Source organism: Bradyrhizobium sp. Leo170, assembly GCF_004296405.1.
In the GTDB taxonomy this organism is placed as follows: domain Bacteria; phylum Pseudomonadota; class Alphaproteobacteria; order Rhizobiales; family Xanthobacteraceae; genus Bradyrhizobium.
The window spans coordinates 21320-33266 of sequence record NZ_PSRR01000055.1 but is presented as its reverse complement, the minus strand read 5'-3'; the positions used below and the strand labels follow the sequence as shown (position 1 = coordinate 33266).

Sequence of the window (11947 nt, the reverse complement as noted above, 5' to 3'; positions counted from 1 at the left end):
CCTGGCGACGGAGCTCCCGACCGTCTTCGCGATCTTTGAGCGTCGCCTCGGTGATCACGGTACGAATCGCGTCCACCTTCCACGCCGCACCCATGTCCGCCTCCGTGAAGTTCGAGCGAAACTGACTTGGCGTGTGAAATCGAGCATACGCTTCATTGCAATTAGGCGCAGCTGGAATCGCGGTCGTCGAGATCGGCGGTAACATGATGGAGGTCCCGGTGGGAGCATCTCGGCTCCCATGCGGTCCTTGCCCCAGCACTCGCTAAACTGAAGCAACGCGACGATAGATCATTGGTGCTGACCTTCCTTGATGGGGCACTTTGATTCCCTCGTCGGGACTGTATGTCCGGTGTTGGCCCAAATGCGAAGTCCACCGCGGCTTTCAAACTGTCAGCTTCCGGAGGTAAAGCGGAGACGGTAGGCCGACCGCCGGAACTTTTGACCCATAGCGGACATCAAGCGAAATATGATCGTGTGATGCGGATCGTCCTTCCTGTGATATTTTAGGAATGAAGAATGGATGGCGGCATAAATAGCTTCTCTCGGATTGGTCGTGAACAACTCCCTGCGTGAAGGGATAGCGAGGCCAAGATCGAAAGACGATTCATGCTTAGTGTAGCGGAGGCACGACATGGCCAACGCGTTGATCGTTCGCCCCCGGTCCGATCTGTTGTTGCCGACAAGCGCCGGGCGCGCCGCCCAATACGTCCGGATGTCAACGGACCATCAGCGCTATTCGACGCAAAACCAGGCTGCCGCCATCGCCGTGTATGCCGCGCAGCACAATCTTGTGATCATTCGCACCTACGCGGACGAGGGCCGGAGTGGCCTTCGTATTCACCGCCGTGAAGGGTTGATTGAGCTGATTGACGACGTGCACAACGGTCGGGCGGACTTTGACCATATCCTTGTCTATGACGTGAGTCGCTGGGGGAGATTCCAGGACGTCGATGAAAGCGCCTATTACGAATTCATCTGCCGTCAGGCAGGGATCAAGGTTTGCTACTGCGCTGAGGAGTTCGACAACGATGGCAGCGTCATCGCTAGCATTGTGAAGAATCTTAAGCGGGTGATGGCGGCCGAATATTCAAGAGAGCTTTCGGTAAAGGTCCACGCCGGCGCTTGCCGCGTAGCCAGCCTCGGATTCAAGCAGGGCGGTGCCATTGGCTACGGACTCCAGCGCGAGTTGGTCGATGAAGATCGGAGCTCGAGAGGAATCATCTTAAGCAAAGGCCAGCGCAAGCATCTGCAGACGGACCGGGTCCTGGTCCGGCCCGGGCCGGAACGAGAGCAACGAGTTGTCGCCCAAATATTTCGGGAGTACGTGGTTCACCGCAGATCCCAAGCGTCAATCGCACGATTGCTCAATAACGAACAGGTGCCCAACCATCGGGGAACGCCGTGGTCCGAAGCGATGATCCGCAACATCCTCGGCAACGAGGCCTACATCGGCAATAGCGTCTATAATCGTAAGTCGTTTCGGCTCAAGCAGGTGATGAAGAAGAACCCGCCAGAGCTATGGGTGAGAGCTACGGGCCTGTTCGAGCCAATTGTGGACAAGAGTATTTTCCTCAAAGCTCAAGAGTTGCTGAAAGAGCAATATGTCAGGCTCTCGGATGAGCAACTCTTGAAGAAGCTGCGGGAGGCGCTGGGGGTGAATGGGAAGCTGAGCGTCTCTATCATGGCAGCGATGGACACAATGCCGAGTGCTGCCCTGTATGCATACCGCTTCGGCAGCCTGCGGGAAGCCTTCCGCCTTGTCGGCTATGTCAACTCAGAGCGCGATTTCGATTACCTCGACGCGCGCCAAAAATCTGACGCTGAGGTGTCCAGGCAGGCATCGCTTTTTGCCATGCGCGTTCGGGCGCTTGGCGCGGCCGCAGTTTTCGATTCGGGAACCAAAGTGATGACGGTTGGCGGCAGGCTCGCCATTTCGCTGCGCATGGCGCGCTATTACGTTGCGCCGCGCCACGCGCCCTGTTGGCTGGTTCATCGGCGGGTCGTAGAGCCAGCCGGACTTATTCTGGCGCTAAGATTAGACGAGGAATCTAACAGAGAGGTAAGGGATTACTTTCTGTTACCCTTAAGTGAAATGGCCCAGGAGCGGATCAGTCTCACGTCAACTTCGCGCTCTCGGTTCGCAGCCTATCGCTACCCAACCCTGGATGACGTTTTGCGGGCCGTCATGACGAAAGTTGCGGCCATATCGACATAATGACGATGCCCTGCGAAGCTTGTCGCAATTGTCTGGTTTTGGCCCATCAGCGAAGTGGCGAGACGCCTCATTGAGGTCTGCTCCCTGAGGCAAGGCGGACCAAATTTGCTCACCTTGAGTTCTTCTCATCTTGACCCCTTGCGGTCGAAAGCTGGAAGGCGCGGCAGAGCGAATAATCGATAAGAACTGTCTGGTTTGACAAAACCCCTACGGGGTGCATTTTACGGCAAGCAAAGACCTGCCGTAGGACTAAGGATGGATTCGCAGCGCAGCGCCGATCTGCAGAGGTTTTATTCCGCGATCGAAAGACTTCTGAAAAGCCTTGGCGGACCGCGACTGCTTGGCGACTTGGCGGGCAGGCTCAATTGGCCGCGGCGCGGGGTCTATTTCTTTATGGAGGACGGGGAAATCCGGTCGGACACCGGCAGCGGCCCGCGGATCGTTCGGGTCGGCACGCATGCGCTCAACCCCGCGTCCTCGACAAAGCTCTGGACGCGCCTTTCGCAGCATCGGGGACGCGTGCGTACTGGTGGCGGCAATCACCGCGGCTCGATCTTTCGCCTGATTGTCGGGACGGCATTCATGGCACGAGACGGTCATGTTTGCGGCAGCTGGGGTGTCGGGAGCACTGCGAGCGCCGACATACGGGCGGGCGAAGTCCCGCTAGAATCCAAGGTAAGCCAGTTCATCCGCAAGATGCCGTGCATCTGGATCGAAGTGGACGACGATCCTGGCCCCGATAGTCTGCGCGGTTACATCGAGCGAAATGCAATTGCGCTCCTCAGCAACTATCGGAAGGAGTGTGTCGATCCACCATCGCTTGGCTGGCTCGGGCACTGCTGCGACAGAGAGAAGGTTAGGAAGTCGGGACTGTGGAACTCCAACCATGTCGATGAAAGATACGATCCGGGGTTTCTCGACTGCCTTGACGCGCATGTGCTCGCGATGGGGCAGCGCGCGTGATCGTCGTCATTCAGTGCGCGGCGGGAAAAAGGCCGGACGCGGGGTGTCTCGAAACGCGTGACGGGAGGCGCGTGCTGTTCGTCGCCGATCCGTCTGCAGCGCCTACCCAAGACGGCGTGCTCTATGCGAGGCCTGATGAGATCACAGAGGGCGGAAGATCGTGGCGAGACGAACTTCTCGCGTACAACAAAAGTTCGGGCCGCAACCCGCTCGGGCTGCTGCCTGCCTTCGAGCTCTATCAGAATGAAGCGTACCGCAGACTCGAGAAAAAGGTGGGAACGCAGAAGCTGTACATTCTGTCGGCGGGATGGGGGCTCATCGCCGCGACGTTCCTCACGCCTTCTTACGACATCACTTTCTCGGCGCAGGCAGCCCCATACAAGAGGAGACGCAACGCCGATCGCTATAACGATCTCTCCATGTTGACGCGGGATGAGCAAGAACCGATCTTGTTCTTCGGCGGCAACAACTACCTGCCGCTGTTTGCGCGTCTAACTGGCAATGCCCGGTCTGAGCGGATCGTGTTTTTCAATTCGGTGCAGGCGCCGCAGATCGACGGCGGACGCGCCATCAGGTTCCAAACGACGACGCGGACAAACTGGCACTACGAATGCATTGATGCATTCTTGTCGGGAGCGCTCGATCACGCAATCGGCTGAGAGCCCTAGGACTCCTTCGCCTCGGTCTCTTAACTTCCCCTGGTGGCCTATCAGCGACGTGGCGGGACGCCTCATTGAGGTCTGCTCCCTGAGGCAAGGCGGACCAGATTTGCTCACCCTGAGTTCTTCTCATCTTGACCCGCAGCCGACATTGGGCTGATCGTTGCCTTCGCCCTTAACGCTCTCTCTTACTCTGTAAGCGGCGATAATGGTCGGTCGAGGGCCGAAACGCCCTCACATAGCCTCGTCCGAATCAAATCCTGAGATGCGATGATCATCAGCCAGAATCGCCGGACGAGATCGGGCCGAGAAGATGTCCTCGACTTCGAGACGCATGGTGTCGTGGCATTCGCACGCCGCCGCCGCGAGCCGTGGTCGGTCGATCTCGATTCGGCCTCGTTGATCAGACCTTATCGCCCCGCGCTCGCGCAGATTGCGCATCAGGAGCGTCACGGTCGTTCGTCGTACACCGAGTATTTGCGAAAGCGCCTGCTGGGTGAGCGGCAGTACGTCGTGGTCAATGCGATCGCGAAGCTGGAGCAGCCAGCGAGCCATGCGGGCCTCGACCGGGTGCAGCGCGTTGCAGGCCGAGCCGAGCTGGAACTGTACCAGCATCACTCTAGTGTATTTCTGGACCGCGTGCCGGATCACAGGGCTGCGGTTGAAAGCGGCGTGAAATCGCGATGCAGGGATCCGCGTGGCGGTGCCTGCCGCATGTACGACCGCGGTAGCGGCCGACGGTGACGGCCCGAGCACCGAAAGCATGCCTACTGCCCCCTCACGTCCAACCGCGGCGGTGGCAACCGTCCGTCCGTCCGCCATGTCGATCATCAGCGAGATGGCACCGCTATGAGGGAAGAAAATGTACTCGATCTCGTCACCCGCTCTCGAAAGGACCGTGTCTTGATCGAGCGGGATCCTCTGGAGCTCGGGCCCCAGTAGATCGAACTCCGATGCAGGCAGTGTCGCAAGAAGGCGGTTACCAATTCCGACGGAAGGCCTCACTGCGGGGAACCGGCAGCGAAGCATCCGCGGCGTGCCCCCTTTGGGGCGTCGCGGAATGGTGATCTCAACATAGGTTTAAAATCTGCTTCCTCTACGCGCACCGATTTGAATTCACTTAGGAGATAGTTTCACTCTCAAAAAAACAACTTCCAAACTCTCGCCGCGAGAAGGGCTTTCTGCTCGCAGTATCATGAAGGGGGTTGATGCAAATGGCTGCCGGATGCAACTGAAAAAAGAGCATAGCAGACAGGGTGACGCAGCAGTTCCAATTCCGGCCCGCGGCGAACGCTACTGACATTCGCGCGGCGGAGGCCCGTCAAAGCGGGTCGGTGAGCCTCCGGCGGCGCGGCGCCTAGCTAGTCTGGATAGCCAATGCGCAGCATCTCCCGCCACGTTGACGAGGCAATTGAGTAGATGCTTTGGCGAACTTCCGCTTGCACTCGCATTCTCCCGTCATAGTCCGCGTGACATCATAAATCGAGTGGCGAGGAAGGAGGGCGTCAAGTTGAGCCCTCTTTTTGAGATCGACAGCCTACATCTCATGAAGAAAACTATTGCGACGCTCGGGATCTATTCAATCTTGCCCCGACTAGCCTGCGCAGCCGAATTGGAAAGCGGCCAACTTGCCGCCACTCCCCTGCCCCCTCCGTGCCAATTACTTTCGCCTTAGCGACGCTGCGTGGCAACGCGCTTTCCCTCGCGGCCAGAACGGTTGCGCGGGAAATACCACGCGTCATGCGAGAACGCTGATCCTCGTAGATATCACCCACCTTGTTCGATCGTCTGCTCACGGAAGGACGATCTTTCTGCATGGGCATCACGGGGCTTCCTGAATGCCGCAGATCGGCCGACGCTTCATTGCACACCCGGACGACACACTTGATTGCCGCCCGCGGCTCATTGGCGGAAACGCTCGGCTCTGACACGCACCGCACAGACGGCCATTTTGCCCGTCAACAGTTGCCTGTGCGCACCGCGGCTTATATTTGCTCACCTGCGGCAATGCTTTGAGCGTTCGGCCTCATTTCGTCTCCCTTGCGATTCATTGCCTCAGGCCGCAGGTCCTCCAAGGAGCGTTTGCGCGTCTCGATGCCGAGCGCTGCGACAACGATTGCCTGCAAGACTAACAACCCCGCCACGACGCCGACTACGCCGACGACGCCGAACCGAGTGAACAATTCGACTACGATGAAGGGCGTAACGATCGACATCAAGCGTCCCGCGGTATTGCAGATGCCCGAGCCTCGCATGCGGAGCTCGGTCGGAAATAGTTCGGGAATATATAGTCCCCAGGCGAGCGCGAGCATCACCGCCACCGTGAAAACTAGCAGAAAGCCGATCACGACGAACGCCGTCGGGTTGATGAAAACTGGGTAGATCAATCCGAGGCCCGCCGCGACGAGAGACAGAGCGATCAGCGATGGCCTGCGGTCAACTTTCTCGCCAATCCACATCCCAGCTAGGGTTCCGAACGGGCTTCCGAGAGTCATCAGCATGGTGTAGCCAAGCGAAGACGATAGATTGATGCCTTGCTTGACGAAAAACGTCGGAATCCAGGCGATAAATCCGTAAACAGCGGTATTCAACCCAATCAGTAGAAAGCAACCTACGACGGTTCGAGCGATCAACGCGCGCGAGAACAGCCGGGTAAAGCAAACATCAGGTTGGACCGGTGCGGGCTGATAAGGCGGTGTCGGCAGCGGCTCTCCCCTGGCGGCTTCACGCTCGATTGCCGATAACACGGCTTCGGCTTCCGCGCTGCGGCCCTGCGTTTCCAGCCAGCGCGGAGACTCCGGCAGAGAGCGCCGCAGGAACCACACTACTATGGCGCCAAGCCCGCACAGTGCGAACATCCAACGCCAGCCGAGGTGGGGAATAATCACCCAACCCACCAGCGTCGCCACAAAGAGTGCGCCGTTCGTGCACGTCGCGAGAGCCGCCCCCCATCGACCGCGCTGCTGCGGCGGAATGAATTCGCTTAGAACGACATATCCGACGACGATCTCTGCACCGAGGCCGAGTCCCATCACGAAGCGCGCTGCGATCAGCCAATCCATCGAAGGCGCCAAGGTGGCAGCCAAGGCACTGAGGCCGAAGATCAGAAGATTGGCCTGGTAGGCGAACTTTCGGCCGAAGCGATCGCCGGCGAGCCCTGCCAACCACGCGCCGATCAGCATGCCGACGAAAGTTGCGGAAATAAAGCGCGCGTTGTGCGCGAGGTCCGACCAGCCAGATTGGACGAGTGCGCCGAGAATGCTGCCAGCCAAGAAGATCTCGAAGCCGTCTACGAACAATCCAGCTCCGATCAGTGCGAAAATTCGATAGTGAAAGCCCGCGATCGGCAGCCTGTCGAGTCGGCCACCAGCGTTGACACCCTTCACGGTCACGTCTACCTCCCATCTATCTGTTATTTTTTTAAGTCCTACGACGCGATCTGCGTCGTCATCCTGTCGAAGCCCGCGCCTTCTCTTCAACCTCGCGCGGCCGCCCGCACGGCGGGCGTGGCAAGCCGAGATTGCCGCGCAGCGTCTCGCTTTGGTATTCACGTTGGAATATTCCGCGGCGCTGCAACTCAGGAACCACTAGGCGCACGAACTCCTCGTAGGTGCCGGGAACATGTGTGGCAGCGACCACGAAGCCGTCACAGCCTCCCCCGCAGAACCACTGCTCCATCTGGTCGGCTACCGACTTCGCCGACCCGACGAACCTTGGGAGTTCGGACAGCGTGCCCCTGCCGCTGAACTTGACGAAGTCTTGAGCAGTCGGATTTGGCTTGCCGCTGAGACTGATCACGCGGTCACGGATTGCCTGCAAGCCGCTGATCGACTGCAACTCCTCCGATGTGAAGGGCTCTTCCATTGCTTTGGAGGAAAAGTCGTAGTTGAGCACTTCCGAAAGGAGCGTCAACGCATCGACGGGTTTGGCCAACCGGTCGATCGCCGCAAACTTGTCCTCCGCTTCAGCCTGGGTCTCGGCGACTATGGGATAGACCGCCGGAGCAATGCTGACATCTCTGCCAGCCTTCGCGAGTGTTCCCTTCAAGTCCGCATATTGCTTCTTGGCAATATCGAGATTGGGGTAGATCACAAAGATGAGCTCACCCCACCGGGCTGCAAAGGTCTTACCCCGACCGCTCTGCCCCGCCTGAATGATCACAGGCTGTCCTTGTTGGGAACGCGGTACCGTGAACGGTCCGCGCGACCGGAAGAATCGTCCCTGGTGATCGAGCCGATGGACTTTCGATGGATCCGCAAACACGCCGGAATCGCGGTCGAAGCGCACGGCGTCGTCTTCCCACGTATTCCAATGGCCAAGCACGACTTCCATGAATTCATCGGCACGATCGTAGCGGAGATCGTGGCTGAGATGCTCCGAGGCACCGAAGTTTGCCGCCTCAGAATCGTTCAGAGACGTGACGACATTCCATGCCGCGCGGCCGTTGAGCAGCAAATCCATCGTCGCGAATACCCGCGCGACATGAAAGGGCTCGTAGTAAGTGGTCGAATAGGTCACACCGATACCGAGCCGCTCGGTCGCGAGACCCATCGCCAGGGCGACCGCGACTGGGTCTAGCTTGGCGGCACGTACCCCATGACGGATAGTTTCCCGGAAGTCATCGCCGAAGCGATCGGGGATCGCGAGGCGATCGTCGAAGAAAGCTAGATGAAACTTGCCTTCTTCGAGAGTTCTCCCGATGCGCTCGTAATACTCGCGCGAGAACCAATTGGTCTTCGACTCGGGATGACGCCAAGAAGCCGGATAATTCGAGCAATTCTGAGCCTGCAGGAAGCCGATCAGTTTCATCTGCCTGGTCATGAGGTCGTTCTTTCATCGCGGCGGAAGATTGAGTTCATCGTCAGATCACTCCTTCGTCACGTAAGGCGGCGAGCATCGCCGCAGATGCGCCGGCGAGCGACGTCAGCACTTCGTCGGTGTGGGCGCCCAACGCAACGCCGGCATGCTTGAACTGCGGGGGTGTTCGCGACATCATCGGGATCGCGGATGGCACGGCGATTGGCCCTGCGCGCGAGGGCACCTCGGTGATGTTGCCGCGCGCGCGGTATTGTGGATCTTGGAAGATTTCGCTGATGCTGTAGATCGGCCCGCAAGGCACCTCGTAGTGTTCGCATTCCGCAAGCGCCTCCTCCAGTGGCATGCCGCCGATCCAAGCCGCCACGAGCTGGTTAACGTCTTCGCGGCGCGCCAGCCGTCCGGCCATGGTCGCATAGGACGGATCGGTCGCAAGTTCCGGCCGCCGCATCGCCGCTGCCAGCCGTTCGAACATCTTGTCGCTTGAGCACGCCAGCGCCACCCACTTCCCATCCGACGTGCGATAATGGCTGTGTGGCACGACGTTGACTGTGTCGGCGCCAAGACGCTCGCGAACGAAACCCGTTTTTGCGAAGACGGGCGCGATCTCGTCGAGCAAGCGGAACACCGATTCGTAGAGACCGATATCGACAATCTGCCCGCGACCAGAAGCCGCCGCGTGGCGCAGCGCGATTAGGACACCGAGGGCGCCCCAAAGACCTGAAATGTAATCGGCGAGCGAAGTCGAGCCCGGCATGACCGGCTGTCTTCCCGCTTCGCCAGCGAGGTAAGCCAAACCACTGAAGCCGTGGGCGATCCTGGCGAAGCCCGGCTTGTCGCGATTTGGCCCGTCCTGCCCATAGGCGCTAATGCGCAGCATAACGAGCTTCGGATTGATCTCACTGAGGGCGTCAAAGCCGAGCCCCCATTTCTCTAGGGTGCCAGGCCGAAAATTCTCCAGTACAACGTCGGACTGGCGAACCAACTCGCGGAACAGGGTTGCACCCCGCTCGCTGCGCAGGTCGAGCGTAACCGATCTCTTGTTGCGGGCTTCGCTCAGCCAGACGTAGGTGTCTCCGCACTCGCTCGGTGTCCCAAACTTGCGGAGCGGATCGCCGGCGCCGGGTTGCTCAATCTTGATGACGTCCGCGCCAAAATCGGACAGGACCGTGCCGCAGAATGGGGCCGCGACGAACGTCGCGATGTCGAGAACCCGGACTCCAGCAAGCGGCGCATCGCGTGACATCGCGCTCACCTATTCTTGCCGCTCGCCGCTGCAATTGCCTGTTGGCGATCGATGATCGCCTGCGCCCGCTTCAGGACCGCGAGATCGATCAGCACGCCGCCCTGGCCGAAGGCCCCATCCCCGCCCGCACTCGCGGACTGGATCTTCGCCGCGATCTGATGCGCCCATTCGACTTCGCGTGGGCTCGGCGAGAACACGGCGTTTGCGATGTCCAGTTGCGATGGATGGATTGCCCACTTCCCCTCGAAGCCAAGCGCGGCCGCACGCTCCGCGCTCGCGCGAAAGCCCTCCTCGTCACCAAAATTGGCAAAGGGACCGTCGATCGCTCGCACGCCATGGGCACGGCAGGCGTTGGCGATCCGCGCAAGAGCGAAGTGCCATTGGTCGTTCCAATGCTTATTGCGCACCTTGCGCTCGTCCGGGTCGGTGAGGACCACATACCTTGGATCAGAAGAACCGATGATTTCTCCGCATGTTCGAAGATCGATCGAATAATCGCCGATGCCGAAGATCACAGCCTCAAGCCGATCCGATGCCTGCACGATGTCCTCGACATTGCTTAGCCCGAGTGTTGTTTCGATCAGGATTTCGATCCCGAGCGGCCTTTTGCGGGATAGCTCTCGCTCCAGTCCCGTTAGCAGCGCATCGACGAAGCGTACGTCGAACGCGGCGCCGACCTTGGGCACCAAGATTAGGTCGAGACGCGGACAGCGACCGACGATCTCGATGATGTCGCGATGGGCCCATTCAGTGTCGAGGCCGTTGATCCGGACTGCGAGCGTCTTGTCGCCCCAATCGACACGATTGAGTGCGTCAATCGCGATCTCGCGCGCCTCGGGCTTTCGCGCCGCAGCCACCGCATCCTCCAGATCGAGAAAAATGAAGTCGGCGGCACTGCGTGCAGCGCGCTCAAAGAAGTGGGTCGAAGTAGCGGGAACCGCGAGTTCGGACCGCTGAATACGGCATGCTCGGGGCTTCGTTGTCGTGAACGACATCGGGCACCTTTCATATTAGGGCGGCGACTCCCGCAGCCAACCCAAACATGCTAGACGTGCCGGACTTATAATTCTAACGAGATTATCTTAATTACTCTTCAGCTTTTTCGATTGGTCACGCTTGCACGAAGAGGCCGTCGTCGATGTCGCAGATAAACTTCAAGCTTCTTCACATGTTCATCGCGGTAGCGGAGAACAGGAGCTTCCGACAAGCATCCGAGCAGCTCAACTGATCACAATCCGCGGTGAGCATGCAAATCAAGCTGCTGGAGGACCAGGTCGGCGTAGCCCTGCTTCATCGCACAACCCGGCACGTGGAATTGACCGCCGAGGGCGTTCAACTTCTGGAGCACGCGAAGCGCGCACTCGGCGAGTGGGAGCACGGCTTGCGCGAGATCCGCGAGGCCATCGACATCCAACGCGGAACACTGTCATTGGCTTGCGTTCCGACGATCGCGGCGACGATACTTCCTCAGGTCTTGAGTAAATTCCAGTCGAGTTATCCGGGTATCAGCATCACGCTCCGTGAGCTTGCGGCGGAAGACATGCTCGACTGTCTGCGGCGGAGAGAGACCGACTTCGGCATAGGACCAGCGATGGACGGCACGACCGAATTTCAGTTTACACCGCTATTCACGGACCCGATCTATGCACTGGCAACCCACGCTTACCCCTTCCGCAAGCGTCACACGGTCGATCTCGCCGAACTGTCGACCTACCCGATCCTGCTAAACTCAAAGTCGGCAGCGCTGCGATCGATGCTCGAGCGTGCATTGGCAGGTCGCAGCCTCCATATGACGATCAAATTCGAGGTCGAGCATAGCCACACCCTTGGCGCGCTCGCCGCAGCGGGACTGGGTGTCGGCATCCTGCCCAAGGTCGCTTTGCCTCACCCTCTGAAGAGAAACATGCAGGCGCTGCCGATCACGAACCCAGCATTGGAGCGAACGGTCTGCATTGTCTCCCTGAAGGGACGCTCGTTCTCGCCGTCCGCTGGAGCGCTGGCGGCCACTGTTCATCGTCTCCTCAAAGCGAAATCCTGAACGGGTCGCGC

Annotated in this window: 10 protein-coding genes and 1 pseudogene; 5 read left to right on the top strand and 6 right to left on the bottom strand. The window is 59.3% G+C overall.

Going from position 1 to position 11947, the window contains the following annotated elements:
- Window positions 1–205 (bottom strand): hypothetical protein (locus CWO89_RS46915; protein ID WP_207234470.1); only part of this gene is annotated, 205 nt, incomplete at its 3' end.
- Window positions 206–631: 426 nt separating this feature from the next.
- On the opposite strand from CWO89_RS46915, the gene CWO89_RS12690 reads away from it, so the two are divergent.
- From CWO89_RS12690 to CWO89_RS12680, 3 genes are all read left to right on the top strand, one after another.
- The gene (locus tag CWO89_RS12690; RefSeq protein WP_130578934.1) at window positions 632–2215 is read left to right on the top strand and encodes a recombinase family protein; all 1584 of its coding nucleotides are present in this window, start codon (window positions 632–634) and stop codon (window positions 2213–2215) included.
- Between the two features lie 255 nt (window positions 2216–2470).
- On the top strand, window positions 2471–3178 hold the full coding sequence (locus CWO89_RS12685) for a GIY-YIG domain-containing protein (RefSeq protein ID WP_130578933.1): 708 nt from the start codon (window positions 2471–2473) through the stop codon (window positions 3176–3178).
- On the top strand, window positions 3175–3837 hold the full coding sequence (locus CWO89_RS12680) for a DUF6884 domain-containing protein (RefSeq protein ID WP_130578932.1): 663 nt from the start codon (window positions 3175–3177) through the stop codon (window positions 3835–3837). Before CWO89_RS12685 ends, CWO89_RS12680 begins: the two co-directional genes overlap by 4 nt.
- A 234-nt stretch (window positions 3838–4071) precedes the next feature.
- Here the strand turns inward: CWO89_RS12680 and CWO89_RS12675 are convergent, their stop codons facing one another.
- A complete protein-coding gene (locus tag CWO89_RS12675) occupies window positions 4072–4842 on the bottom strand; it encodes a Crp/Fnr family transcriptional regulator (protein ID WP_245476121.1) in 771 nt (256 codons plus the stop codon).
- A gap of 355 nt (window positions 4843–5197) precedes the next feature.
- Between CWO89_RS12675 and CWO89_RS49475 the strand changes: the two are divergent.
- A pseudogene (locus CWO89_RS49475) lies at window positions 5198–5512 on the top strand (LysR substrate-binding domain-containing protein); the annotation flags it as partial.
- Between the two features lie 310 nt (window positions 5513–5822).
- Here the strand turns inward: CWO89_RS49475 and CWO89_RS12665 are convergent.
- The 4 genes from CWO89_RS12665 to CWO89_RS12650 are packed head-to-tail and all read right to left on the bottom strand — an operon-like array spanning window position 5823 to window position 10893.
- Entirely contained in the window at window positions 5823–7229 is a 1407-nt protein-coding gene (locus CWO89_RS12665; protein WP_245476119.1) for an MFS transporter, read from the bottom strand.
- Window positions 7230–7284: 55 nt separating this feature from the next.
- Window positions 7285–8658, bottom strand: coding sequence for an LLM class flavin-dependent oxidoreductase (locus CWO89_RS12660; protein WP_130578930.1), 1374 nt, complete (start codon window positions 8656–8658; stop codon window positions 7285–7287).
- Window positions 8659–8698: 40 nt separating this feature from the next.
- A complete protein-coding gene (locus CWO89_RS12655; protein WP_130578929.1) occupies window positions 8699–9898 on the bottom strand; it encodes a CaiB/BaiF CoA transferase family protein in 1200 nt (399 codons plus the stop codon).
- Window positions 9899–9903: 5 nt separating this feature from the next.
- A complete protein-coding gene (locus CWO89_RS12650; protein WP_130578928.1) occupies window positions 9904–10893 on the bottom strand; it encodes an HpcH/HpaI aldolase/citrate lyase family protein in 990 nt (329 codons plus the stop codon).
- 245 nt (window positions 10894–11138) lie between these two features.
- On the opposite strand from CWO89_RS12650, the gene CWO89_RS12645 reads away from it, so the two are divergent.
- Entirely contained in the window at window positions 11139–11936 is a 798-nt protein-coding gene (locus tag CWO89_RS12645) for a LysR family transcriptional regulator (RefSeq protein WP_283813530.1), read from the top strand.
- The last annotated feature ends 11 nt before the right edge of the window (window positions 11937–11947 follow it).

Excerpts from the sequence above, each read along its gene's own strand:
- CWO89_RS12655 (WP_130578929.1), bottom strand. The coding sequence starts at position 9,898 with ATGTCACGCGATGCGCCGCTTGCTGGAGTCCGGGTTCTCGACATCGCG.
- CWO89_RS12690 (WP_130578934.1), top strand. The coding sequence starts at position 632 with ATGGCCAACGCGTTGATCGTTCGCCCCCGGTCCGATCTGTTGTTGCCG.
- CWO89_RS12685 (WP_130578933.1), top strand. The coding sequence starts at position 2,471 with ATGGATTCGCAGCGCAGCGCCGATCTGCAGAGGTTTTATTCCGCGATC.
- CWO89_RS12660 (WP_130578930.1), bottom strand. The coding sequence starts at position 8,658 with ATGACCAGGCAGATGAAACTGATCGGCTTCCTGCAGGCTCAGAATTGC.
- CWO89_RS12650 (WP_130578928.1), bottom strand. The coding sequence starts at position 10,893 with ATGTCGTTCACGACAACGAAGCCCCGAGCATGCCGTATTCAGCGGTCC.